At 41.2% G+C, this 26970-nt stretch carries 22 protein-coding genes; 5 read left to right on the top strand and 17 right to left on the bottom strand.

Annotated features, from left to right (window positions below; all coding sequences use genetic code 11):
• Positions 1 to 180 precede the first annotated feature (180 nt).
• A complete protein-coding gene (locus tag G6554_RS17850; RefSeq protein WP_166244319.1) occupies positions 181 to 981 on the top strand; it encodes a formate/nitrite transporter family protein in 801 nt (266 codons plus the stop codon).
• Between the two features lie 151 nt (positions 982 to 1132).
• Here G6554_RS17850 and G6554_RS17845 read toward each other — a convergent pair whose 3' ends face one another.
• From G6554_RS17845 to recQ, 3 genes are all read right to left on the bottom strand, one after another.
• Complete coding sequence (locus G6554_RS17845) at positions 1133 to 2770, bottom strand: hypothetical protein (RefSeq protein ID WP_166244317.1); 1638 nt, start codon at positions 2768 to 2770, stop codon at positions 1133 to 1135.
• 3 nt (positions 2771 to 2773) lie between these two features.
• The gene (locus G6554_RS17840) at positions 2774 to 3559 is read right to left on the bottom strand and encodes an ABC transporter ATP-binding protein (RefSeq protein ID WP_207342977.1); all 786 of its coding nucleotides are present in this window, start codon (positions 3557 to 3559) and stop codon (positions 2774 to 2776) included.
• Between the two features lie 184 nt (positions 3560 to 3743).
• Positions 3744 to 5876: a DNA helicase RecQ gene (gene recQ / locus G6554_RS17835; protein ID WP_166244315.1), complete on the bottom strand. Its 2133-nt coding sequence runs from the start codon at positions 5874 to 5876 to the stop codon at positions 3744 to 3746.
• A gap of 150 nt (positions 5877 to 6026) precedes the next feature.
• On the opposite strand from recQ, the gene G6554_RS17830 reads away from it, so the two are divergent.
• Entirely contained in the window at positions 6027 to 6917 is an 891-nt protein-coding gene (locus G6554_RS17830; protein WP_166244312.1) for a TraB/GumN family protein, read from the top strand.
• 27 nt (positions 6918 to 6944) lie between these two features.
• On the opposite strand, the gene G6554_RS17825 is transcribed toward G6554_RS17830, so the two are convergent.
• Entirely contained in the window at positions 6945 to 7868 is a 924-nt protein-coding gene (locus tag G6554_RS17825) for a DMT family transporter (RefSeq protein ID WP_166244310.1), read from the bottom strand.
• Positions 7858 to 8259 carry a MerR family transcriptional regulator gene (locus G6554_RS17820; RefSeq protein ID WP_166244308.1) on the bottom strand — a complete coding sequence of 134 codons (402 nt, stop codon included), beginning with the start codon at positions 8257 to 8259 and terminating at the stop codon, positions 7858 to 7860. The genes G6554_RS17825 and G6554_RS17820 overlap by 11 nt, the downstream gene beginning before the upstream one ends.
• Before the next feature lie 179 nt (positions 8260 to 8438).
• Between G6554_RS17820 and G6554_RS17815 the strand changes: the two genes are divergently transcribed.
• A complete protein-coding gene (locus G6554_RS17815) occupies positions 8439 to 9083 on the top strand; it encodes an HAD family hydrolase (RefSeq protein ID WP_166244306.1) in 645 nt (214 codons plus the stop codon).
• A 74-nt stretch (positions 9084 to 9157) separates the two neighbouring features.
• Here G6554_RS17815 and G6554_RS17810 read toward each other — a convergent pair whose 3' ends face one another.
• The 6 genes from G6554_RS17810 to G6554_RS17785 form a co-directional block, all read right to left on the bottom strand.
• The gene (locus G6554_RS17810) at positions 9158 to 10252 is read right to left on the bottom strand and encodes a CaiB/BaiF CoA transferase family protein (protein ID WP_166244304.1); all 1095 of its coding nucleotides are present in this window, start codon (positions 10250 to 10252) and stop codon (positions 9158 to 9160) included.
• Between the two features lie 15 nt (positions 10253 to 10267).
• Positions 10268 to 11836, bottom strand: coding sequence for a fatty acid--CoA ligase (locus tag G6554_RS17805; protein WP_166244302.1), 1569 nt, complete (start codon positions 11834 to 11836; stop codon positions 10268 to 10270).
• A gap of 92 nt (positions 11837 to 11928) precedes the next feature.
• Positions 11929 to 13086: a thiolase family protein gene (locus G6554_RS17800; RefSeq protein ID WP_166244337.1), complete on the bottom strand. Its 1158-nt coding sequence runs from the start codon at positions 13084 to 13086 to the stop codon at positions 11929 to 11931.
• Positions 13087 to 13285: 199 nt separating this feature from the next.
• Complete coding sequence (locus G6554_RS17795) at positions 13286 to 14431, bottom strand: acyl-CoA dehydrogenase family protein (protein ID WP_166244300.1); 1146 nt, start codon at positions 14429 to 14431, stop codon at positions 13286 to 13288.
• 36 nt (positions 14432 to 14467) lie between these two features.
• On the bottom strand, positions 14468 to 16000 hold the full coding sequence (locus G6554_RS17790; protein ID WP_166244298.1) for an acyl-CoA synthetase: 1533 nt from the start codon (positions 15998 to 16000) through the stop codon (positions 14468 to 14470).
• Positions 16001 to 16170: 170 nt separating this feature from the next.
• Entirely contained in the window at positions 16171 to 17916 is a 1746-nt protein-coding gene (locus tag G6554_RS17785; protein WP_166244296.1) for a sigma-54-dependent Fis family transcriptional regulator, read from the bottom strand.
• Between the two features lie 147 nt (positions 17917 to 18063).
• Here G6554_RS17785 and G6554_RS17780 point away from each other — a divergent pair, with 147 nt between their 5' ends.
• Positions 18064 to 18270, top strand: a complete 207-nt coding sequence (locus G6554_RS17780; RefSeq protein WP_166244294.1) for a zinc ribbon domain-containing protein — start codon at positions 18064 to 18066, stop codon at positions 18268 to 18270.
• A 73-nt stretch (positions 18271 to 18343) separates the two neighbouring features.
• On the opposite strand, the gene melA is transcribed toward G6554_RS17780, so the two are convergent.
• The 6 genes from melA to G6554_RS17750 all read right to left on the bottom strand — a co-directional run bounded on the left by melA (position 18344) and on the right by G6554_RS17750 (position 25242).
• On the bottom strand, positions 18344 to 19672 hold the full coding sequence (gene melA / locus G6554_RS17775) for an alpha-glucosidase/alpha-galactosidase (protein WP_166244292.1): 1329 nt from the start codon (positions 19670 to 19672) through the stop codon (positions 18344 to 18346).
• Between the two features lie 42 nt (positions 19673 to 19714).
• Positions 19715 to 20545 carry a carbohydrate ABC transporter permease gene (locus G6554_RS17770; RefSeq protein WP_166244290.1) on the bottom strand — a complete coding sequence of 277 codons (831 nt, stop codon included), beginning with the start codon at positions 20543 to 20545 and terminating at the stop codon, positions 19715 to 19717.
• Positions 20545 to 21384 carry a carbohydrate ABC transporter permease gene (locus G6554_RS17765; RefSeq protein WP_242637765.1) on the bottom strand — a complete coding sequence of 280 codons (840 nt, stop codon included), beginning with the start codon at positions 21382 to 21384 and terminating at the stop codon, positions 20545 to 20547. The genes G6554_RS17770 and G6554_RS17765 overlap by 1 nt, the downstream gene beginning before the upstream one ends.
• Positions 21385 to 21572: 188 nt before the next feature.
• Positions 21573 to 22838, bottom strand: a complete 1266-nt coding sequence (locus G6554_RS17760) for an ABC transporter substrate-binding protein (protein ID WP_166244286.1) — start codon at positions 22836 to 22838, stop codon at positions 21573 to 21575.
• A 278-nt stretch (positions 22839 to 23116) separates the two neighbouring features.
• Positions 23117 to 24136, bottom strand: a complete 1020-nt coding sequence (locus tag G6554_RS17755; protein ID WP_166244284.1) for a LacI family DNA-binding transcriptional regulator — start codon at positions 24134 to 24136, stop codon at positions 23117 to 23119.
• A gap of 338 nt (positions 24137 to 24474) precedes the next feature.
• The gene (locus G6554_RS17750; RefSeq protein ID WP_166244282.1) at positions 24475 to 25242 is read right to left on the bottom strand and encodes a 3-hydroxyacyl-CoA dehydrogenase; all 768 of its coding nucleotides are present in this window, start codon (positions 25240 to 25242) and stop codon (positions 24475 to 24477) included.
• A gap of 383 nt (positions 25243 to 25625) precedes the next feature.
• Between G6554_RS17750 and G6554_RS17745 the strand changes: the two genes are divergently transcribed.
• Entirely contained in the window at positions 25626 to 26927 is a 1302-nt protein-coding gene (locus tag G6554_RS17745; protein ID WP_166244280.1) for an SGNH/GDSL hydrolase family protein, read from the top strand.
• Positions 26928 to 26970: the final 43 nt, after the last annotated feature.

Below are 26970 nucleotides of genomic sequence, written 5' to 3'. Positions count from 1 at the left end.
ACCTTTTTATTATAGCTGATTCCTGGACAAATGTGCTAATTTCAACCATTACAATAGTTAATGTTTACTAAATATCCTTTATTGCTAATAAGGAAAATCCCCCATCCATACATATCTCACCACTTTTTGTAAAAAAATAAATGGATACACGAATGCTGGTTGAAATGGTGGTTATGTCAATTGGAAATGCAGCCTTTAGGGGAAGTGGAAAAACTTGCTTTAAAAAAGATGAAAATATTTCGACAAAGTATCCTGCGTTATATCTTACGGGCAATGCTTGCCAGTATGTTTATTGGATTTGGTGTTATTGTTGCATTTAAAACAGGAAATTTCTTTTACCTTGATCACTCTCCATTCGCCTATCCGATGGACGCTTTCACCTTCGGGGCGGCGATCATTTTAATTGCTTACGGAGGCGGTGATCTTTTTACCGGAAATACGTTCTATTACACGTATGCTGCTCTTCGTAAGAAAATGACATGGACAGACGTTTGGAAGCTATGGGTGTGTAGTTACACAGGTAACATCTTAGGGGCAGCCGTATTTGCCTTTATTATTTTTACTACGGGCCTTTATACTGAAACCTCTGTCAATGGTTTCTTACTTCACGTAGTGGAAATGAAAATGCAGGTACCCACCACAGAGTTATTTTTTAGAGCCATTCTTTGTAATTGGCTTGTCTGCATGGCCTTCTTTCTTCCAATGGGTTTAAAAGGGGATGGGCCAAAAATGTTTGCAATGATGCTATTTGTATTTTGTTTCTTTATTTCCGGCTATGAGCACAGTATTGCTAATATGTGCACATTCGCAATTGCCTTAGTCCTAAACCACCCTGGAACTATTTCATGGGGCGGTGTCATCCATAATTTAGTCCCCGTTACAATTGGAAATCTAATTGGCGGCTCCGTATTTATGGCGATGATGTACTATTATGCAAATAAGCCATATTTGGACGACTTCGAAAAAGAACAGGGAAACTAGACCTATTCTTTTATCGACAAATTACCGGGGAAATATCAACAAGAAAAGAGGGATATCGACAACTATTATGAAGATTTAGAAAATATAAATTATTTGATATCCCTCAAAAAAGGCTGCCAGCAAGAGCCAATCTCCCACTGACAGCCATCATTCATTTAATGACCCATACCGTCCTGTAAGCCAGCTTCCATGAAAGAATGGTTACTGCAATAAGCACAATCAAATAGATCGGCACACCATAAGGAAAAAATGTAACCGCCAAATGGATACCTGTAAAGGCGACAATACATAGGGTTGCAAGAAATACTTTAAGTCCCCCGTTTTGCAGGGCATCCTCAAATGACTCAGAAAATGGTAATGATCCTTTTAGATAGTTTGAACAAATAACCGTGAATAATATTGCCGTTACAAGAACAACTAATAAATCATCGATTACTTTTCCCCCGAAGATAACCATAAAAATGGCGCTTAGGATTATATATACTGGCAAAAAGAGATTAACAATAAATACCTTTAGGATTGAGCTATATAATGGAGCTAAGTTCTGGATTGGTGCTATTTGGTAGATCCAGGCCCCCTTATATTTCCCTGAGTATTTCAGCATGGCAATGGCATTGGGGATCATGATGCAGCTAAAATAAATCGATAAGTACCATTTAGTGGTAACCATATGGGCATAGGAATTCATTTGGATCTCATTAAATAGAAAGACAAATGGAAAAACGAGTGATAGTCCTAATGCTGGATAAACCTTTAGGCGAAATTCCCGTTCATTTCGCATCATATGATCGGCAAATCGGAAAAAAGTTCTTTCCTCGTTATTTTGACAAATTACCCTCACGAGGCTATTTTTCCATCGACGTTCCTTCCTTTTGCTGCCACCGCTGTTAGTTGAAAGTTTTTGTAGATTTCTTTCAAATGATGGCATCATCCGGCTATAAATGATGATGGCGAAGATTGGTACAACCAACGCTACTAGCGAAAGAAACAGAAGAAAGACGTCTACATGATGCTTGAGAATTAACTCAAAGGGCGCCCCAAACCAAATCGGCGGGATGAAGAATTGCCACCAGCTTGGTGTAAAGGTAATTTTCATATCAACAATGCTAAAGGCTCTTGCCAATACTTGATATCCAACCGCTATCGAAATAGATAAGCCAATTTGCACGTAATTGATGATATCCTTCAATTTTTCACCATCAAAAAACCGCAATATGAAGTAATAAATAATCGCCGTTACCACGACAATGAATAAATTGACTAGAATCAGACCACATATTGCTAAGAACAGAAATAATATCCCGTGTCTATATGTCCCAACTGCCAATGGAATCATCGTGAGTGCTGCGGTAAGAAAGGCCAAATAGATACAAATATGAATCGTTTTTGCTACATTTAGTGTCCTTTTATCAACCGGTCTAGTCAGCAGAATCGCTTTATCTCGAACATCCAGAAGGACATTAGAGAAATCCGAAATCATCGATGTCATGACCAAGAACATGACGATGCCATAAAAAAGGCTCATTTGATAGAGGTAGTTTTCGCCAAAGATAATGATAGGAATGAGCATCAGGCTTAACAACACATACATCCATAACGATTTGATAAAACCGTTTTCTTCCGGTTTCTTCTTCTTTTTTGCCTGTTGGTTAAATATAGTCGGGGTTCTTCGACCATCCATCGTCAATTTAACCGTTAATATTTTTCGCATGACAGTGTAGTTGATACCAAAGCGTTCAAAAAGACTGCGGAATAAATCTAGGAATCGGAGCGTTCGATAGTTTTTCATCTGCTACCCCTTTTGAACAATGGATACGAATTCCTCAGCTAAAACCCTATATTCATTAAAACCGGTCAGCTGGTTAAAAATTTGCTCCAGTGTTCCTTCTTTGTTTTGCTCCTTCAGCTCATTAAAGCTTCCATCGGCAACAATTTTTCCATCATTAATAAGGATTATCCGGTTGCTAATTTTCTCAACGACATCCATGATATGGGAGGAATAGAAAATGGTTTTCCCCTGTGCTGCTAAAATGGCTAAAATCTCTTTAAACACCATGACACTATTCGCATCAAGACCGCTTAATGGCTCATCTAGAAATAGAAGATCCGGGTTATGTAATAAACTGGAGATAATCAACACCTTTTGTCGCATTCCTTTGGAGTAGGAGGCAATTCTTGAATGGTACACCTCCTCTAAGCCGAAGACCTTCATCAGCTTTTGGGCCTTTTCGTTTACCGCTTGTAAATCCATTCCGTACAATTCCCCGACAAAGGTAAGGTATTCATACGCGGTAAGATTATCATAGAGTTCGGCCATCTCCGGTACATAGCCAATTTTCCTTTTATAGTCGATATTTCCCTCTGTGACTTGCTCTCCAAAAATCTCAACCTTGCCGTAATAGTCCCCTTCAAGTCCTAGCAAAATCTTAATCGTTGTGCTTTTCCCGGCGCCATTTGGCCCGATATAACCGATAATTTGCCCGCGATAAACAGTTAAATTAATCCCTTTAAGGACATTTTTCACGCCATAGTGTTTTTCTAGATCTTTGATTGACAATACTACTTCGTTGATGATCATCACCTTCTTACCTATTGATAGTTTAATATTAACATATTTTACCTGCTGATTTTCAAAAAAATTCGGCTGGTTATGGCCAGCCGCATATATTGGTACTGTTCAATTCGTTTCTTCGCTTCGTTGGGCACAATAAATTACTTATCGTTTCCGTTCCCACTATTTTTCCGCTCTCACGGACATAATGTCATCTCTTTCTACTTAAATAATACACATACACTTTTATCATAAAATAGCTTACTTCCTCTGGAAGGAGTTCCTTTATTGGTTTTAAGCGTTCACGCCCGGCTTCGGCCACGGCTTTTTCTAAAAGGGGAATATATTCGCTAGGGACATGCTTCGAAAAGTCGACTTCCAATCCTTGCTGGGCGCATTGCAGCAAATGGCTTTCAACCGTGCTGACAGCAAGCTCGCGCTTTTCGGCCATTTCCTCTATCGTTAAATGCTTTTGATTTAACTCCAATGTCTCCAAATGAGAATCGCCCACAGCCTTTTTAGCAGCCTTTTTCGGCGCTGCTGCCGGTTCCGCTTGAATTTCGCTCTGATACTCCGGATTCACTTCTAAAAAAGTACGGATTGCTTGAATAAATTCAAGTCCGTATTTCTTTAGCTTATGCTCGCCGACCCCGCTGACCTGTAAAAATCCCTCATTTGTTTTTGGCAGCTTCGCACACATATCTTTGATCGCAGCATCAGAAAAAATGACAAATGGCGGCACTTTCTCCGTTTCAGCAATCCTTCTGCGTACATCCCTTAACTCCTCAAATAGTGGATCATTTTTTGAAACCTGTTTCACTTTCACCGCTTCTCTGCGATAAACAGGCTCATGACCCAAAAGCACATCTTTCCCCTTCGGAGCAACATAGATGGTAGGAAATTGCCCCTGTTCAATCGCAATTAGCTCCTGTGAAATTAAAAATTCAATAAAATCACTAACCTCTTTCGCCCCTTGATCCTTCATAATTCCATAGGTCGTGAGCTGGTCAAAGCCCATTTCGATGACCTTTTTATTTTTTGAACCAGTTAACACTTGGGCCGTAAGGTTTTTACCAAAGCGCTGGCCCATGCGGATCACACAAGACATCACCATTTGTGCTTCCTTCGTCACATCGATGCTTGTCCTAGAATCCAAGCAATTGCCACATCTGCCGCAAGTATCCGTTTCGGTTTCGCCAAAGTATTTTAAAATGAACTCTTGCAGGCAGTTTTCGGTATGACAATAGTCGGCCATTTGCTGCAGCTTTTCTAATTCCTGTGTAATCCTGCTGCGGTCGCTGGATTGGTCAATCAAAAAACGCTGCACCTGCACATCCTGCGGAGAATACAACATGATACATTCACTGTCTAGCCCGTCCCGACCGGCACGGCCCGCTTCCTGATAATAGCTCTCCATATTTTTCGGCATTTGATAATGAACTACATACCGGATGTTACTCTTATCAATCCCCATCCCAAAGGCTGAAGTGGCAACCATGACGGACGCTTTATCCTCTAAAAATCGTTCTTGCTCGCGCGCGCGTTCTGCATCGCCCATCCCGGCATGGTAACGGGCAACATTGATATTTTCCTTCCGAAGCTTTTCATAGAGCTGGTCGACATTTTTACGTGTTGCCGCATAAATGATACCCGCCTCTTGTTCATTCTTCTTAAGATAAGCCTTGAGAAACTTTTGCCTATCTTGCCCCTTAATAACCGAGAAAGATAGATTTTCCCGCTCAAATCCGGTGATGATCGTATTTCTTTCATCAATATTTAATAGTTGGCAAATATCTTCGCGTACTCTTGGAGTTGCTGTGGCTGTTAGTGCAAGCACATTCGGCCGTTGCGGAAGATTATTGACCATTTGCTGGATATGACGGTAGCTTGGGCGGAAATCATGACCCCACTGCGAGATACAGTGTGCTTCATCAACGGCAACTAAGGGAATCTCCATACTTCTTAAGTCTTCAACAAATTCATAGGATTCTAATCTTTCAGGTGCTATATATAAAAGCTTGTATTTCCCTTGCTTCGCCTCATTGATTCGTTTGTTTGCTTCACTATAACTTAATGAACTATTAATAAAGGTGGCTGGGATTCCAACTTGAATGAGGGCATCTACCTGATCCTTCATTAAAGAAATCAATGGGGAAATAACAATCGTGGTTCCCGGAAGAACTAGTGCAGGAATTTGATAACAGATTGATTTACCACCGCCAGTCGGCATGACACAAATGGTATTACTGCCGTCTAAAACGGAGTGGATAGCCTGCTCTTGCCCTTTCCGGAAGGAGCTATAGCCAAAATGGGATTCTAGTAAGGGGAGTGCTTTTTCAAACAAAATAGTTTCTCCTTTCATTTTCCAGAAATTCTATTTACCTAATCTTATTATACAGCTTTTCCCCTGCCGATTTTGTCTTTAATAATGTATATTTGTGGTAAACTAACAATGTTCTTCCTAAAAGTAGATGTTAAAGGCAGGGGTCTATCGTTGAACCGTTTATTTACCTTCCTAATTTGTACAGTTCTGAGCGGATGTTCCATCACGGCGAATCAACCCAGAAAAGAAGCACCGATTGATGTAAAATGGCCAATTTATAAAATTGAGAAAGGCAATAAATACATGTATCTTCTTGGCACCATCCATATCGGGAAAGAAGAAATGTATCCTTTTCCTAAGAAAATTGAACATGCACTGAAGGAGTCAAAATACCTCGTTACTGAAACAGATGCTACCGGTCTAACCGATGGTGATTATCAACAATCTGTTAATAAAGAGATGTATTTTTTAAAGGAAGATGAAAGCCTAAATGATTTTTTATCTAAGGATGCGGAGGTCATTTTAAAACAGCGGGCAGAAGAGTATAACCTTGATTTTCAAGAGCTTCAAAAATACCAATTTTGGTTTGTGATGATTTTATTTTTAAATGCAGGTGTTGAGGAGTTATCTACCGATTATGGTGTTGATCAAAAAATAACGGAATTGGCCGATATCCACTATGTACCAACTAAATACCTGGAGACGCCAAAATATCAAATTGAAGCCATGCGAAAAGTTTATACCGAAAATGAAGCTGATCAAGTAATTAAACAAATTCCTTCATTAAAAGAATCTAAAAGGCAACTATTACAATTGTATTCGAACTATATTGAAGGCAAATCAAATGATGAAATAGAGCAGACTGAAGATCATTTTGATAAAAAGCAGAATAAAATTATGGTTGAAGATCGAAATAAAATCTGGGTAGAAAAATTCGAATCGTATATTCACAGTGGAGATATTTATTTTGCGGCTGTCGGGGTCGGGCATTTAGAAGGGGAAAGTGGCATTCTAGCCACTTTTAAGAAAAATGGCTACGACGTTAAGAAAGTCATCGAATAAACTTCAAACGCTTGAGGCAAAATTGCCTCAAGCGTTTTTACTTGTGGATTTTCGAAGATATTCAGGTTTCTTCGCAAATTTAAGAAATCCAGACGATGTTAGCACGCCCGAAATAACCATAATTGTTCCAAGCATTTGAAAAATTGACACCTGCATTCCTGTCAAAATGGAGAGGATCATGGTTACTACTGGAACAAGGTTAAAGAAGATGGAGGTCCTTGTCACCCCAATAATCTCCATTGCTTTGTTCCACCAAAGATACCCTAACACGCTTGTAAAAATGGCCATAAATAAAATGGCTCCCCAGGCAGACATTGTAACGTTTGATAGCGGTGGACTTGGTGAATTGATTGCTAATAGAGCAAGGCAGACGGCACCGATCATCATTGTATAAGTGGTGGTCTCCAAAGAAGAACTGGCTTTTACATACTTTCGCCCCAGTACCCCATATAACGCCCAGCAGACATTCCCTATTAAAATCAGTACATCCCCCTTAGAAAAGGAGAGCGTACGGATAACCTCCCATGATCCATGAGTTAAAACCAATATTACTCCAAAAAGGGCAAAAATAATTCCGGCAGTTTGCCTTTTGGTTATCGGTGTTTTTAGAATAAAATAAGCCAAAACGCTTGTAACCAAAGGATTTGTAGCCATTATTAATGCCCCATTTAATGGAGAGGTATGTTTCATTCCAAAAAAGAAAAAGGCATTAAAGCCGAAAATCCCAATTAGCCCTAACAAAATGTAAATGGGACCGTTTTTCCGAATCACCGCCCATTTTACTTTCTTTTGTATCACAAGGATAGAGACCATCACAATAGCAGCAATACCAAATCGCCAGCCTGCAGCACTAGCGGCTGAAAAATAATGAACAGCGTATTTTGCAAGGTTAAATGTGGCACCAGTAACAATAGCAAAACCCAGTAACATCGCAAACACTTTACGGTTCATTTTTTCGCCCTCTATCTAACATTTCTTGATAAGTTTCCAGCTTTTCTTCCGTTAGCTGGATGACCATCTCAATTTCTTTCTTTTGCTGCTCCAAAGTGAGTAAATGCTTTTGTAAAATATTCATCCGTTTTTGTACCTTCGGAGTTCTTTCTTGCTCGGAATCCTCATCTTCCAACAAACACCCATCCAGCAAAAACTCTTGGATCTCTTCTAAGGACATTCCCGTATTTTTAAGCACCTTCATAAACTGCAGCAAGCGAATATCGCCCGCTGTATATAGCCGTTTTCCACCATATCTAATGGGTGACGACAATAAACCAATTTTTTCATAGTATCGTAAAGTATGTGCAGTAAACCCTGTTTCCTTGGCAACCTCTGAAATAGTAAACATTTAATTCCACCTCCTATTTACATGCTACAACTTAGAGTTAACTTTAAGTCAAGAAGAAAATTTGGGGATCGAAGATATGTAGTTAGTGCACCAATTGTTTCATTTATATATTCATTTGTACCGCCGGGATGGAATTTATATAATAATAACTGTCTAAGAGATATAGAATGGAGGAAAATATGAAGATTAAAGCAGTGATATTTGATTTTGATGGAACGATTATTGATACGGAAACGATTTGGTTTCACGTATTTCAGGAATTGCTGGAAGAGAAGTTCAAACTGGATTTGCCGCTTGAGGAGTTTGCAAAAAGCATCGGCACAACGGATGATGAGTTCTTTCAATACATTGAAAACCAAACTGGAATGAAAATGAATCTTAATGAAATAAATACATTAGCAAAAGAACGATTTTTAGAAAAAAAGGGTATTTTAGAGGTTCGTGAGGGTGTAAAGGAAAAATTGGATGAAGCCAAAGGGCTTGGCTATAAGATTGGACTTGCTTCTAGTTCATCTAGGGAGTGGGTAGAAGGATTCCTTAGACAATTTGAACTTTGGGAATATTTCTCCGTCATAAAGACAAGTGAGGATGTAGAAAAGGTTAAACCTGACCCAGAACTTTATCTAAAAGCTTTAGAAGAATTACAAGTTGAACCGCAAGAGGCCTTGGCGATTGAGGACTCGGTTAACGGAGCCTTAGCTGCCATTGAGGCCGGGATGACATGCATTGTTATTCCAAATCAGGTTACTGCCTTTTTAACCTTTCATGAAAAAGCCATTCGCTCTGAAACATTTGCTGACTTTAGCTTCGAGCAAATAAAATGATCATTTCACTACCGAAATGACTGCTCAAATAACTAGACTGCCTCGATTTCCACGGGCAGTCTAAACTTCCCCTATCAAATCAGGATGTTATTCAATATTTCCTCTTGATGCTCGCCTTTTTTAGGCGGTGGAGCAATCGTTCCCTGTTCAACGTCGCTGTGCATTTTAACTTGGCAATCTCCCCAAGAAGAAGCAAATACTAGCTCCTTCTCTATAAAATATGGGTGCGCGCAAAGCTCTCCCACCTCAAGCACGGGCGCCATACAGCAATCTACCTTTTGGGCAAACTCAATCCACTCATAGAAGGTTTTACTTTTAAAAAGGGCAGACACTTCCTGGAACACTGGGTTTGTCTCCACTGTGCTTGAAAAATGGGCTGCAACCCAGTCCTCACGACCATGTGCTAGGCAAAAGTTCAGCCAAAATTTGGGCTCTAGTGCTCCCAAGCTCATATACCTTCCATCCATTGTTTCATAGATGGCGTAGGAAATGGTACTTCCGCTAAGGACATTAATGCCTGTCCCCTGACCTGTTTCTTTTTCAACCATGACATGGTTACCGAGCAATGACACCAGTTGATCTGTAATTGAAATAGAATGATAGCTTCCTTTTCCAGTTAATGACCTTGAAACCAGCCCTGCCAGAATTCGCTCATTTGCCGCAAACCCGCCCAGATAATCTGCGATTGTAATCGAGGGATGAACCGGTTTCCCCGTTTTATCTTTAAGCTGTGCCAGTACTCCGCTTAATGCCATATAATTGATGTCATGGTTGCCTAGCTTACTAAGGGTTCCGTTCTGTCCATATCCGGAAATAGAACAGTAGACAATATCAGGCTTCACTTTCTTGGCAGCCTCATATCCAAGGCCCAGCTTCTCCATTACTCCAGGTCTGAAGCTTTCAATCACGACATCGGCAATGGCAATTAATTTTAAAGCTGTTTCTATGCCTTCTTTATCCTTCAAATTTAGGGTAATACTTTTTTTCTGTCGGTTGTTTGCGAGAAAAACAATCCCATTTCCCTGTTTGGAAATGCCAGTATTCCGAGCGGGGTCTCCCCCAGGTGGTTCCACCTTGATAATTTCTGCCCCTAATTCCGCTAACCGTAATGTTGCAAAAGGTCCCGGTAGATAGTTCGTAAAATCAATGACCTTTATTCCTTGTAACATATTCAGAATCCTTTCCTATGAACTCTTTGGGGTAAATAGTTCCTCCAGCTGTTTACGGAGAACAAATTTTTGGATTTTCCCGCTGGCATTCCGCGGCAATGCTTCACAGAACACATATTTCCGCGGCCGCTTATAGTTTGCAAGACTATCACTATTTTTGCAGAATTCATCTAATTCTTGCTCCGTTACAGTCGGATCTTTTTTCACAACAAATGCTGAAACCGTTTCACCCCAGCGATCATCAGGCTGGCCGACGATTGCGACATCTAATACCCCGGGATGTGCGTGCAATACATCTTCCACTTCACGTGGATAAATATTTTCCCCTCCGCTAATAATCATGTCATCAACACGGTCATTTACAAAAAGGAATCCATCTTCATCGAGATAGCCAATGTCGCCCGAATGGTACCAACCTTTATACAACGCGTTTTCCGTCGCTTCCTCGCGATTGAAATAACCGATCATCATACAAGGACCCTTCACAATGATTTCGCCGGTTTCCCCTGTCGGCATCAAATCATCGGGCTCTGATGGTCCATCTTCCCTTGTGCGGACAATCCGGATATCGTGATTAAGTGCCGCTTGACCAGCAGAACCCGCTTTCCTCAATTGATCATACGCTGATAAGAAGGTAATGGCCGGCCCCATTTCTGTCATCCCGTAGGCTTGAATTAGCGAAATTCCTAAGCTGTCATGTAGAGCGTGGACAAGAGATGGAGCCATTGGAGCGGCACCGTATAAGCCTTGCTTGAGGCTTGATAAATCATATTGACTTAAATCTTCCTGGAGGAGCATATTCCACATCGTCGGTGCGGCAAAGAACCTTGAAATTTTTTCCTTTTCAATTAAGGATAGAATTGCTTTTGGATTGAATTGGTGCAGAATAACATTTTTCGCCCCTATTTGGACCCTTGGCAGAAAGGCACAATGCAGTTCGGCGCAATGGAACATCGGAGCAGTTACGAGGCCAACATCCTCTGCCTCCACCTTTTGGGCGGCAATGCAGAGCAGGCTTTGGTCCACCATGTTGCGATGGGTGTGCATGACCCCTTTAGGTCTTCCTGTTGTCCCGCTAGTATAAATAAAGGCATAAATATCATTTTCATTAACTTCCACTTGAAGCTCTTCTGTCGATGCGGAGCTGAGTTTTTCCTGATAACTTGAGGCATACTCCGGTTTTTCCTCATCGATGAACCAAAAGGCGACCTGATCGAAGCGATTAGCAACTGCTGACACAACTGGCTCTAAGCTTTTTTCAAAAAGAACAACCTTTGGGGTTGCATCCGCTAAAATATAAGCCACTTCCTCGGGTGTGAGTCGGAAATTAATTGGATTAAAAATAGCACCGATTTTAGCACAGGCAAAAAAAGCAGTTCCTAATTCCTCGGTATTAAACATGAACGTAGAAACACGGTCGCCCTTTTTCACGCCTTCACTTACTAGAGCATGTGCAAGACGATTGGCCTGCTCGTTCCACTCCTTGTAGGTGTATCGGACATTTTTCCGAACATCATACAGAGCATCTTTATTGGGAAACCTTTTTACTGTTAATTCAAAGATTTTTCCGATTGTCGTGGTCATTTTGTACAGCCTCCATTTTTAGGTTTTGGAGGGCAATCGGGGGGAGACCGATTGCCTGCATCTTACTCGCGAATTCAATTTATTCGTGTTGATTAATCTAACCGTTCAATAATCGTCGCGTTTGCCATGCCGTGGCCTTCGCACATTGTTTGCAATCCGTAGCGGCCGCCGGTTCGCTCAAGTTCATGCATCATCGTCACCATTAACCGCGCGCCGCTGCCCCCTAATGGGTGACCAAGGGCAATTGCACCGCCATTCGGATTAAGCTTCGCCGGGTCAGCACCTGTATCCTTCAACCAGGCAAGCGGCACTGGTGCAAAGGCTTCGTTTACTTCAAATACATCAATATCGTCAATCGAAAGCCCCGATTTTTCCAAAGCCTTTTGTGTCGCAGGAATCGGTCCAGTCAGCATCAGGGTCGGGTCTGAGCCAACAACCACGCGTGTATGAACACGGAAGCGAGGTTTCAGTCCAAGTTCTACGGCCTTTTCACGGGACATAAGTAATAGGGCGGCTGCTCCATCACTAATTTGGCTGGAGTTTCCGGCATGAATGACACCATCTTCCTTGAAAGGGGGCTTCAAACCAGCCAACGTCTCAAGCGTGGATCCCTTTCTTGGGCCTGAATCATCTTTGATGACAGCTGTTGTTCCATCTGGAAGTGTTACTTCAAGCGGAAAAATCTCTCTAGTAAAATAGCCTTCCTCCTGTGCCATTAATGCTTTTTGATGACTCTCAAGCGAAAATTGATCCAGTTGTTCACGCGTAAAGCCATAGTTTTCGGCTATGCGCTCAGCTGACAAACCCTGATGGATCATTTCGTATTTTGCTTTTAATTCTGGGCTAAAGGGCTCTTCAGCACCTTTGTAGTTAGAACCCATCGGAACACGGGACATACTTTCCACACCGCCAGCAATAACCACGTCCATGTCACCAGCAAGGATTGCCTGTGCAGCAAAATGAACAGCTTGCTGACTTGAACCACATTGACGGTCAATTGTGGTACCTGGCACCTCAATGGGGAAACCGGCGATTAAAGCGGCAACTCTGGCAATATCACCCGCTTGTTCCCCTGCTTGGGTCACACAACCTAAGATGACATCATCAACGATAGCAGGATCAATACCGGCACGGTTCACCAGCTCTTTTAACGTTAATCCTGCCAAATCATCCGGACGGATATCTTTTAAAACACCATTCCTTCTTCCCACCGGGGTACGAACACCCTCAACAATCACCACTTCACGCATATTCATCTTCCTTTCTATAAAAACAGAAATTTTATGTTTCGGCTTTGAGAATTGTCCAGCTCCAAGCGCCATCGGCTAGTGTCCTTCGCACTCCGCCCTACGATAAGTCAACATCGGTTCACTATGTTCACCGTGTTTCCTTTATCTCAGTTGGAGCGCTCCAGGCCATACGCCGATAAACAGTCGCTTTTCGCTTTTCCTATAATCCCATATTTTTAGCAATAATCGTTTTCATAATTTCATTTGTACCGGCGTATACACTGGAGACTGGAATATCACGGAATCGTCTCGCAATCTCGTATTCTTCCATATATCCATAGCCGCCATGGAGCTGCATGCATTCAGCCGCAATCTTCTTTGCGATGTCAGTTAATTTCCATTTGGCCATTGACACTTTTGTCACAACATTTTTTCCTTCAATATGTTCGGCAATTAATTGATCGAGGAAGGCTCTGCTCATTTCAATGTCGGTAGCCATTTCGACAATTTTAAACTGGGTATTTTGGAACTGACCAATAGGCTTGCCAAATGCTTCACGACTTTTTACGTAGTCAAGAGTCATTTTCAACATCACTTCCGATGCCGTTTGCGCCCCAATCGCGACAAGAAGCCGTTCCTGTTGGAGTTTTTCCATTAAATAAAGGAAGCCCTTTCCTTCCTGGCCAAGTAAATTTTCCTTTGGGACCCGGCAGTCTTCAAAAATCAATTCCGCCGTATCCTGACAGTGAAGCCCCACTTTATTCAACTTTCTGCCTCTGGAGAAACCAGGAGTGCCCCTTTCAATCACTAGCAGGCTGACCCCTTTATGCTTTGGCACTGCTTGCGTGTCGGTCTTAACTGCAACCACCACAAGGTCGGATTGGATCCCGTTTGTGATGAACGTCTTTTGACCATTGACGATATAGTGATCACCCTCAAGCCGGGCAGTTGTTTTGATGTTGGCAAGGTCGGAGCCTGTTCCAGGCTCCGTCATCGCAATCGCCGTAATGATTTCGCCGGTGACACACTTTGGCAGCCAACGCTGTTTTTGTTCTTCCGTCCCATAGGCGGTAATGTAAGGAACAACGATATCATTGTGAAGCCCGATACCAATTAGTCCAGAACCTACGCGTTCAAGCTCCTCATTAATAACAACAGCAAATCCCCAATCAACCTCACTGCCACCATACTTTTCATCAATATCAGGGCATAAGAAACCTTGCTCCCCCATCTTCGTCCAAAATGACCGAGGAATCATCCGGTCTTCTTCCCATTGTTCATAAAAGGGATATGCTTCTTTTTCCAAAAACTTTCTTAACGATTGCCGAAAAATTTCATGATCTTCGTTTAAATATGGATGTTTCATATATCATTTCCCCACTTTCTATTAAAAGTGCTTACATTAAGTCCTATCATTACTCATCTGATTCATTTTTTGTCGTAATTGATATTTTAGAATTTTCCCGGAGGCATTCCGTGGCAGCTGTTCCTCAATAAAAATCCTTCTAGGAACCTTATAACCTGCTAATTTCTCACGGCAGAAGCTTCGTAATTCCTGTTCATCAATCACAGCGCCCTCCTTTGGTACAATGATCGCACAGACTGCCTCGCCCCATACCTCATCCGGTAACCCGATAATAGCCGCATCAAGGATAGCTGGATGTTCAAAAAGAACCCCCTCTACCTCAACAGAGTAAACATTTTCCCCACCCGAGATTATCATGTCTTTTTTCCGGTCAACTAACGTGATATAGCCTTCGTCGTCAATCGTTGCCAAGTCACCTGTATAAAGCCAGCCACCCTTCAACGTGCTCTTCGTTTCCTCCGGCTTTTTATAATATTCCTTCATCACCATCGGACTGCGGACAATAAATTCACCAATCACCCCAGGTAATACATCCTTACCCTCTTCATTCACAACCCGTGTTTCAGTCATGAAGATTGGTTTTCCGCCCTTGCCAAGATGTAGCTTATGTCCCTCTGGATCCAGGAGAATTCCACCTGGCCCCGCTTCGGTCAAGCCACAAAGATTATAAAATTGATCGGTTTTAAACAGCCGCATGCTTTTTTTCACAAGTTCCGGAGCCATTGGTGCAGCTCCGTACCCAACCCTCTTAATAGAAGTTAGATCGTAATCATCGGCATTCGGGACTTGAAGCAAGAAGTTATACATAGCTGGTACGGCAAATAGATGGGTAATTTTATGTTCTTGGATCGCTTGCAGTGTTTTAACCGGGTGGAAATCACGATGGATAATATGGGTCGCGCCAAGGGCAACTCCAGAAATAAGGAACAGGTTTAATTGTGCCGAGTGGAACAGTGGCGCTAAATGAAGGATGCGCTCGTGCTGGCATATCTCCATATTAATAACAACGGAAATGCCAACTTTAAAAATTTGACTATGATCAAAAAGGGCTCCCTTTGGACGTCCTGTTGTCCCCGAAGTGTACAAAATCTCGACATCATCTTTTTCAGAAACGTCAATATCGGGCTCTTCAGTACAATCCGCTAGAACTTTTTCATAGGAATCGAAACCTACTGTTTCCGGCTCACCAACTGTAATGACCATACGGACAGCAGTATCCTTTTTCGCTTCGACAATAATTTGTTCAAATTCCTTATCGCACACCACAATGGCTGCATCTGACTGGTCTAAAATGTATTGAACCTCTGTAGCAGTTAATCGGAAGTTCACTGGGACTGCCACAGCACCGATTTTAGCAGCAGCAAAAAAGGTAAAGACAAAGTGATCCGAATTCTTCATCATGATCGCAAGCTTGTCACCTTTGTTCACGCCTCGCTGCAGAAGTCCGTGAGCAAGCTTGTTTACTTCTTCATTAAACCCGCGATATGTGTAGCTTCTGCCTTCACACTCGATTGCTAGTAGCTCTGGAAACTTTCGGGCACTCTGAGATAAGAGACTTCCAATATTCATATTTAGATCCTCCCTTTTTTTAAAAAAAGATTCTCTATGAATCATGCAATTATTATGCCAATATTGCGAAAGGAGAAAACATAGCTTAACTGCAGCCGTATAGGACATTAGATGATTATTGTCTACACACTGTAGGTATTTAGGTGTCCGATTACTGGACAGGTAAACAACTATGTTGGTAGATTGTATTTCTTAATTTTTTCATATAAACCCGAACGGCTGATTCCTAGTAATCTAGCGGCTTGGACTTTATTTCCCTGTACCTGTGCAAGCGCTTTTTTGATTGCCTCGAGTTCAGCATTTTCGACCATTGATACATGAACGGCTGGTTCTCTAAGCGGAACCTGCTTAAGTAAATAATCCGGCAAATCCTCGTATCTAATTTTTCCAGTTTCGGAAAATGTCATCGCCCGTTCCATTACATTTCGTAATTCACGGATGTTTCCCGGCCATTCATAGCTCAGCAGTACTTCTCTTGCTTGCTCCTCGATCCCTGTAATACTTGTACCTAAAATTTGATTAAATTCAATCATAAACTGACCAATTAAATGGTCGACATCATATGGACGATCGCGCAGCGGCGGAATATGAAGCGATATGACGTTAAGACGATAATATAAGTCCTCCCTAAAAAGGCTTTCCTTGACCATTTCTTCTAAATGTCTGTTCGTTGCCGCAATAATTCGGACATCTACTTTTATCTTTGTTGTACCGCCAACCCGGTAGAATTCTCGTTCTTGAAGTACCCGAAGCAGCTTGGCTTGCAAGGTTAGGGACATGTCACCAATCTCATCGAGAAAAAGTGTCCCACCGTTGGCCAGATCAAATTTCCCAAGTTTACCTTTTTGTTTAGCACCGGTAAACGCCCCTTCTTCATAGCCAAAAAACTCTGATTCTAGCAAATCTTCAGGAATAGCGGCACAATTTACGACGACAAACTTCCCCGAGCTTCTCGCACTGCTGTTATGTATGGCGTGAGCAAACAGCTCTTTCCCTGTACCGCTTTCGCCGCGGATCAGCACGGTTGACCTTCCTTTCGCCGCCTTCGCTCCGCTCTTCTTCAACTTTTCCATGATTGGATCTGTGCTAAAAATATGCTCCCAGGTGTACCGGGCTGTTTCTGATTTCTGGTATTGCTGGTGGTAAAAGTTCGCTTTATTTTCTGCCTTTTGCAGCTTATTGAATAACTCGCTTACCTCATTTAATTGGCGGAAAACTACCTTTCCAATTGCCCCGATGACTTTTCCATCTCCAAGGATGGGGATGCGGTGAACGATATATTTAATCCCATTGATTTCTAAAAAGCCGCTAACCTCGGCTGTTTCTGATTCATAAACGTTTTCTAGCTTAAGTTGTGGCAATACACGGGCCGCCTGCTTGAACAGCACCTGATCTTCAGGAAGGTTAAATAATTCCAAGAGCGGTGGACTGACCATCGTGATGACTCTCTTTTCATCAGTCATGACGATTCCATCGAAGGCATGGTCAATCGCTGTTTCTAATGTCCTCTTTAATTTTTTGATCGTTTGCAGTTCTTGTGAAGTTTGCAGCAATGACATCACCATATCCGTTTTCGTCAGGATCCCAACAACACGATTCTGTTTATCGGTGACCACCCCGGTTCCAACCTTACTTTCTTTGACTATCTCTTCAATTTTGTCATACGGTGTATCAACACTTATCTTTTCAACCTGTCTCTTTATGTATTTTTTAATTGATGTGGTTAGTGGTGTTTCTTCTATTACCATTTGCTGGAGGCTGCTGCGAGTAAAAACACCAACTGGATGGCCGCTTGCATCTGTAACAGGAAGAAGGTTCCACTTCTTTTTATGCATTAAGGTAATGGCTTCTCTAAGTGTCGTTTCTTCAGTAACGATAAAATCAACTGGTGTAATAATATCCTTAAATTGGAGCATGTCTTCACTCCCTACTTTTCACATATCTCTATTGTAGCAAAAATCTAGAATCTTTTTGAATATTTTAACAATATAAAAATTAAAATGAGAAACTTTTAAACACTTTACTAATAGGTATGAAGAGAGAATTTATTGAGGGGTGATTTGATGAGCGAAAAAGGCTGTATAAAATGTGGCAGCAGTGAAACTGGTACGAAAGATGTGGCGATGACTGGAACGGGGCTTACAAAAATGTTGGATATTCAACACAACAAATTTACGGTAGTTTTTTGCAAGAAATGTGGCTATTCGGAGTTTTATAACAAGAAATCCTCAACGGCCTCGAATATCATTGATTTGTTTTTAGGAGGATGAATTTAAAAGGGACAAAGAAGGGCAATTAAACCCTTCTTTGTTTATCCAGACTAGTACTTATTTGTATTTCTATTTAGGATCTGACAGTTGTAACTCTTTCACTAGTAAACTTCGGCAGATAATCTCCATGTGCTTCAATTAAGTCATCACATAAGGAGATGATATCATCCATTGATAACTCCGCAGCCGTATGCGGGTCAAGCATGGCTGCCTGGTAAATATATTCCTTATTCAAAGTCATCGCTGCTTCTATTGTCAGCAATTGGGTATTGATATTGGTGCGGTTTAACGCAGCAAGTTGTTCAGGAAGGTCACCTACATATGTTGGTACGATTCCACTGCGATCCGCTATACAAGGCACCTCTACACACGCTTTCTCCGGAAGATTGCTAATGAGTCTGCCCGTATTTAGGACATTACCGCCAAATTTAAATGGAACATTCGTCTCGATTGCTTCAATAATACGTGAACCATATTCTCTAGAACGCATATGATCCAATGATTTATTATGAACCAGATCCTCCCTCATCGCCGTCCAATCGTTGATTTGCTTCTCACAACGGCGCGGGTATTCATCAAGCGGTATATTAAATTTATCAATGAGTTCAGGGTATCTGGATTTAATAAAATATGGATGATATTCGGCGTTATGTTCAGATGATTCCGTTATATAATAGCCGAACTTATCCATAAGCTCGAACCGGACCATATCCCCATGCTTCGTCTTTTGTTTTTCCCTTGCTCTCCTCTTAATCTCAGGATACAAATCTACTCCATCTTTACTTACCTCAAGCAGCCAGGCCATATGATTGATGCCTGCGATTTTTTCCTTCACACCTGTCGGGTCCATTCCTATTGCCTCAAATAATTCTTTAGTACAAACTTGGACACTGTGGCATAAGCCAATTGTTTTAATATTGGTATAGCGGTTCATCACACCTGTCAAAACGGCCATTGGATTTGTATAATTCATGAATAGTGCATCAGGACACACTTCTTCCATATCCTTTGCAAACTCAAGCATGACAGGGATTGTACGCAGGTTACGGAATATTCCTCCGATTCCTACCGTATCGGCAATAGTTTGTCTTAAACCATACTTTTTTGGAATTTCAAAGTCGATTACAGTACTCGGCTTATAGCCTCCCACCTGAATTGCGTTGATTACATATTTTGCACCTCTTAGCGCTTCTTTTCGTTCCAGATACGCTTTGATCTTAATGTTTTTGCCTAGGCTTTCCTTTAAATTTTTCAGCATCTGCTCAGAATCTCGTAACCTCTGTTCATCAATATCAAATAACGCAAACTCAAATCCATCTAAAGCATCAACGAACATGCAATCACCTAGTACATTTTTTGCAAAAACGGTGCTTCCTGCTCCAAGAAATGTAATTTTAGCCATAATGAATGATCCTCCAATATAAGAAATTATTTTTGAAAAAACTTATCCTTTAACCGAGCCAGAAGATAACCCTTTAACAAAGTGCTTTTGCAACAATAGGAAGAGGACAGCCATTGGTAGGACAGCCATGATAGCTGCAGCCGCAACCAGATTCATTCGGTTGGCATTTTCTCCAAAAAATCCAGCTAAAGCAACAGTGATCGTTTTGACTTCCTCTGCCTGAAGGAAGAAAATTGCAAATTGATAGTCGTTCCAAATGAAAACACAAGCAATAATCAGTATCGATGCTGTAACAGGCTTCAAAAGCGGAAATACGATCCTAAAGAAGATTCCGAGTGTACTGGCGCCGTCGATTTCTGCTGCTTCTTCCAATTCCTTTGGGATCGTGGAACGAATAAATCCCGAATACAGGAAAATCGTTAACGGCAGGAATGACGCAACATTATTAAGAATGGCAATTTCATGCGTATTCATCATCCCGATATCGACCACAAGCTTATACAATGGTACTAATGCCGTTAATGGCGGAATCACCATGACGGCAACAAATAACATGAACACAAACTTATTCAGCCTGGTTTGCCTTCTTGCAAGCGGATAGGCAGCCATTGATCCAAAGATGACTAACAGCAGGGCTGAAAAAAACGTAATAATTGTTGTATTAGTAAGCGCACTTCCCAGATTCGCCGTTTCCCAGGCCTCTGAAAAGTTTTCAAATGCCAACTTCTCTGGAAAAACCCATTTGGAGCTAAAGTCACCTCTTGCTTTAAACGCCGTAGTAATCAGGATATAGAAAGGAATTAAATGAAAGGCTGCAACCAAAAGAGCGATTGTGGATAGAACCCACTTTTTCCTGTTATTCATATAGTCCATTATGCTTCTATCTCCTTCCGTTTGAAGTACACAAGCGCGGACAGGCTTAGAATTAAAATGATTACCGCCATAAACACTCCCTGTGTCGCGGCATATCCGGCATCCTGGCGGTTAAAATACAGGTCATACATAAAGGTGGACATGGATTGTGAGGCATTTCCAGGTCCTCCGCCTGTAAGCGAAATTATCACATCGAATAACTTCAAGCCGCCGATGATATTAATAACCATGTTAATGGTGATAGACGGCATTAACATTGGGAGCGTAATCCTTTTAAATTGCTGAAAGGAAGAAGCCCCGTCAATTTGCGCTGCTTCATAGAAGTCTTTTGAAATACTTTGCAAACCTGCGAGATAAATGATCATTGCGATCCCAACAAACTGGTAGGTGTTGACGAAAACAATCAGCCAAGTATTAATTGAAGGATCTCCTAATGCATTGATTTTCGTAAGTCCCAACGAGACCAGTAGATCGTTGAGTGCTCCGCCTTGAAACGCAAAGAAGAAATAAAATATGTACCCCATGATGAGCGGACTGATAATGACAGGCAGGTAAACAACCGTCCTGGTAAAAGACTTCATTCGAATGCTTTGGTTCAACAATAGAGCATATCCGAGCCCCATTATGTTTTGGAGAACTGTACTGCCAATTCCATATAGTAGGGTGTTTTTCACAACAAGCCAGGTGTCAGGGTCTTTAAACATCCTGGTATATTGATCCAGCCCAATATAGTCATAAGTCTGAGAAAAACCATTCCAGTTTGTAAAGGAAATTTTTATGCCGTTGATAAATGGGTAAAGGATAAAAAAGCAGACAGCAGCGAGAGCTGGAAGATACATCCACCAAAGCGAGGACCCTTGCCGCTTTCTAAGCCTTTTTTCTACCTTTACGGATGGGTCGGCAATCGTTTCCTTTCTTGTTTCCACTCCGATCAAGGTCATCGCCTCCTAGTTATGGCTAATAAGTTGTAGAATAGGAGGGGATAATCACATTCCCCTCCATCCATCTCACTTCATCACTCTATGGATCACTTCTTCTGTTCTAGCAGTCTCTTATATTCTTCAGCCATTTTTTCCGAAACCTGTTCTGGTGACATCTTTCCAGAAAGCAACTCCTGCCCTGTTCCTCCCATTGGATCCCACATTCCGCTCGGTAAATAGACACGGTCAAAGTAAGGCTCTACCTTAACGTCTTTATACTTTTCGTAGTATTCAGAGTAATAGTTTTTCGATTCTGTATTCGTTAAACCTGCCGGCAATGAAGTTCCTTCCGCAATTTCCTTTACCATTTTAGGCTGAGAGATAAACTCGATAAACTTTTTCGCCTCTTTTTTCACTTTTGAATCCTTCCATACCGCTAATGTATGACGCTCGCCGCCAATCCAGCTTGGCTTATCTCCTTCGTGGATAACAGGCATCGGGACTACACCAAGCTTCACTTTCGGATTCAGTTCCTCTACGGAAGGACCGAGCAAGCCTCCACCAACGATAAAGCCAATTTTATTTTGGGCCATTAAGTCAACCATCTGATGGTTCTGGGCAGTCAAGACATCTTCATTTAGAAGTTTCTTATCATGCATTTCCTTTAGTTTTTCTGGTAGATACGTATAATTAGACCAATCAAAGGTTCCATCAAGTAGTTCCATTTGGAAATTTTTATTAGCTGTAATTAATAATGGTGTTGCAAATTGATCAAAATACTGCCCAAACGCTGATTTATCTGAGCCAGCGAACCAGAGTGGAGTCACTTCTCCTTTGCCTATCTTCTTAATAGTTTCTAATGCTGCCATGAATTCATCGAATGTCGTTGGCGGCTCAATTCCATATTCCTTTAATAGACTAGCATTATATGTGAGTCCGTCTTTTGCTTGGTTGAGAGGATAGGCGTAGACTTTGCCGGTTTCGTCTTTTAAGATTTGGTCAAGTGCTGGGTCTAGATCCTTTACCCAGTCCATATTCTTTAGATCTTCTACGTACTCCCCATATCGGTTGATGGCCCAACCATGGGTATCAAATAAGTCTGGCATATCATTGGCAGCCATTTTTACCCGTAACATTCCTTCATAGCCATCAGCTGGATAATTTTCTTTTATATCAATATCAGGATTTTCCTTCTCAAACTTTTCAACCACTTTCTGCAGTGTTACTTTATCTGCTTCATTGGTCACAGTCGAATACAAGGTTACAACCGTCTTATCATCTTTTGCTTCCTTACTGCCTGCAGCTTTATTACATCCTGTTACAATCGTTGTTAATGCAGCCGCAATGGCCACCGTTTTTAACAGTTTTTTCATCAAAACGCCCCCTCAATATATTTTCAGAATAACACTGGGTACTTTTACCCAATAAATGAGTTAGTCCTCTTGATGGTATTCGGGAGCATCTATATAATAAAAGGTAGCTCCCTGTCGATGGTGGAGTTAACTGTTTGTAGCCCTTATTGAAGTGATGGCAGTCACTTTTCAATCCTGGTACTAGCATTATTGCTGTGCCGGGAGGGCTATTACCAATGAGAAATCTATCATTCGCTTTTCCAAAAACCACCTCCTAAAAGACTACAATTCTATTTTAACTACTTTCTCCTGCAGCTTTCCCTGACCACCAATTCCGTTGATACCTTTACAGTTAATGGAATATCTCTGCCGTTAAGACGGTCTAGTAAAAGTTTTACCCCTATTCTCCCCATCTCCCTGGTATGCACTCTGATTGTCGTCAAAGGTGTACTGGTGAATTTTGCTGCTTCAATATCATCAAATCCGATGACAGCTATATCTTCGGGAACCTTAAGATTAGCTTCCTGTAAAGCCCGTAAGGCACCAATTGCCATTGGATCACTAGCAATAAAAAATGCCTCGGGAAGTTTGCCCGCACCAATCGCCTGCTTCATTAATTCATAGCCCTGGACCATCGTATACTCACCAATAAATACGACCTCAGGATCAAACAACTCTTTGTCTTTCATGAACCGCTCAAAAGTGGTGTGACGTTTATCCTCCGAATTGAATTTCTTATTTCTGATATGATCTACTTCTTTCCCCCCAATATAGCCAATTCGTTTGTAGCCGGTATCTAGTAGATATTTCAAAACCTTTTCTGTAGCTTTTTCAAAATCAATCACAACCGCGTCATATAGGTCCTCGTTTGGTGAATGATTAATATAAACAACATCCTCTACTTTACTGATAGATTTCAACGCCGTCTCTTTAATTCTCCCAACGACAATCAAGCCATCTAGCCCATCAATCATTTGATTAGCTTCTGTTTCATTTAACCGAAACGTCGCCGTATTAATTCCAAACCTTGCCAGCTCCATTTCAATGCCTTGGCGGATGGATAAAAAATATGGGTCACTAATCTCTTCATCCAGAGATTGGCATAGTACAATTCCTACACTTAATTCTTTTCCTATTGCCTGTTGCTTTTGCTTCATTCGTCGTTCAACAATCGTCTCGTATCCAAGCTCTTTCGCAACCTGGAGAATACGTTCTCTGGTTCCAGGCTGGACAGTAATCGTATCATCATTATTCAAGACCCTTGAAACAGTAGATGCAGATACTTTAGACTTGTCCGCGATATCCCTAATTGTAGCCATCTATTAACCCTCTTTATCTTTCAAATGGTAACCCCAATAAAAAATTGCCCATAATTCACTAAATTATTTACTAGATACAATAAAATAATAGCATCCATAGAAAGGGCTTTCAAGTAATATTTTATTTTTTCTGATAATTAATCACTAAACTATTCCTTGGCATAATAAACTTTTAAAATACCTCAATTGTATATATTCGTATTTTTTTATTTATTAATTTTTAGTAATATATTTACTTCTAGATATGATCCTCCGTTTGAAGGGAGAATTAGGCTTGTATCAACACCTATCCATATAAAAAGAAAAAGGGAAAGCCATCGCTCTCCCTTTTTTGACTTTTATTTTGGCTGCATGCGGATTGCACCATCGAGTCTGATGGTTTCTCCGTTCAACATCGGATTTTCAATAATACTTTGGGCGAGCTGCGCATACTCGTTTGGATAACCAAGCCTTGAAGGGAACGGCACCATTTTTCCAAGTGAATCTCTTGCTTCCTGCGGAAGGGTATCAAACATTGGTGTATGGAAAAGTCCTGGGGCGATGGTCATCACACGAATTCCATAACGAGCCAGCTCTCTTGCAATCGGCAGGGTCATTCCGACAATCCCCCCTTTGGATGCACTGTATGCAGCCTGGCCGATTTGTCCATCATAGGCTGCAACCGAAGCTGTATTGATAATAACACCTCGCTCGTTTTGATCATTTACTTCATTACCCACCATTTTCTCAGCTGCCAAACGAATCACGTTGAAGGTGCCGATTAAATTCACATTGATCACCTTTGAAAAAAGTGCTAAGTTATGTGCGCCATTGCGACCAAGTACCTTCTCAGCAATACCAATCCCAGCGCAATTCACAACCGTATTGACTCCCCCCATAAATTCAGCAGCTTTATTAACCGCTTCTTGAATATCCTCTTCCTTTGTTACATCAGCTTTTAAAAATAATGTATCCTTCCCTAATTCGTTTTGAAGCCGCATACCGTTTTCTTCTGATTGGTCAAAGATGACGGCTTTGCCCCCATTTTGGACAATAGTGCGGACTGTAGCCTCACCAAGTCCTGATGCACCACCTGTCACAACAGCAAGACATTCTTGTAATTTCATAAATTCGTCCCCCTCATATTATTTTCTAATACTAAATTGCAAGAATTATGCCAATTGATATCATAGCAATGATCTCAGATATTCTTATAGTTTCCTTTTTCCCATGTATACGGGTTGGACAGTCTTTAATAAAAATGCTCAAAAATTGGACAGTAAAAAAGGCTGACTCCCCTCAATTAAAATAAGATGCCGACCTTTTTCTTAGAAACTACTTTATCCCCTAAATCTTGGCCATTATCAATGTTAGCCTTTACCAAACTAACTAAGTCTTTTCTCTCAGGTCCTTTTGCATATTTTGTAGAATGATATTTATTGAATATTCAAAATCTAGGATATTATAATAGAATTTGTAGGAAAAATTACATAGTAGGAGGGTAATTAATTTGAAATTCAAACGACTATCTATTTTATTTGCATTTATGTTGATTATAAGTACATGCTTCTCATCATTGGCTTCTGCTGAAACTGATGTCAGGCCAAATCTAGTTTCACTGGGGGATTCGATTACATATGGATGGAACCTTGAAAAGGCAACCGATCCTACTAACGCACATCAATCCCAAAAGGCCTTTCCATATTTAATTGGGGATGGGAATTATGTTGTTGGAAAAAACATTAGCGGTGGGGGCTGGACTTCAGGACAATTGTTAACAGAAATACAAAAACCTGAAAATCTAGCAGCAATTCATCATGCTGATGTTATTACATTGGATATTGGAAGCAATGACTTCTTACAAAATAAAGACATAAAAGCTATAATTGGTAATCCTACAACGCCAATTGACCCAGTAGCTTTCAGTAAAACTATTAATGATATTTCAACTAACCTATTTTCAAACTTAGGATTAATTATCGGTACTATTAAATCACAAAATACCGATGCTCAAATCATCATTTACAATATTTACAATCCGTTTTCGAGTACCTTAGCAGCGCTTTATCCCGTTGGGGAACAATTTCTTCCTTTGGTGAACCCAGGATTCCAAGGTATAGCTGCTCAAACAAAATCGCTATATGCCGATGCCTATTCTGCTTTTAAAGGTAAACAAGCAAATTATATTTTCCCAAATGGTGACGTCCATCCCAATGAAGAAGGACAAAAGGTTTTGGCCAGCTTAGCTACCGGAGTACTCGCTGCACAAGTTCCTGGAGAAATCACTGTTGACTTAACCCCATCTACGACAGAAACTACTAAGGATCCCGTGACTATCACTGTTACCACCACTACTAAGAAAGCTCTTGCGATGCAATGGCTAGAAGGCGAAAAGACGGTTGCTGATTTTGCAGAAGTTGGGACGGGTACTACTATTATTGAAAACAAGTTCCAAGTAACAAAAAATGGAACCTACACTGTTTATGTCAGAGATAGTAAAGGTGCCAAGTCTGTTAAGACCATCAAGATTGAAAATATTAAAACAGATGATGTTGTTCCTAATCCTGGGAATACTCCAGACCCGACTCAAACGGATACGAGCAATCCAAAACCTGCGGATACCAGCAAGCCGGCACCAACAACGAATACTCCAGCACCAACAACCGTAAAAACTTCTGTTGTAACTACTGGAAACAAGCTGCCAAATACCGCATCTCCTATGTACAACTATATGATCCTAGGTCTTGGATTCCTTCTTGCTGGATTCGCAGCTACGATATTTCAGCAGGCTCGAAGAAGAAGAATGATTTAACATTATGGTCGCCTTAAGCAATAAGGTTAGGTCCCCTCAAGGA

Origin of the sequence: Bacillus sp. MM2020_4 (assembly GCF_011250555.1) — a bacterium.
Classification (GTDB): Bacteria; Bacillota; Bacilli; order Bacillales; family Cytobacillaceae; genus Neobacillus.
This window is presented reverse-complemented; position numbering and strand designations above follow the sequence as displayed.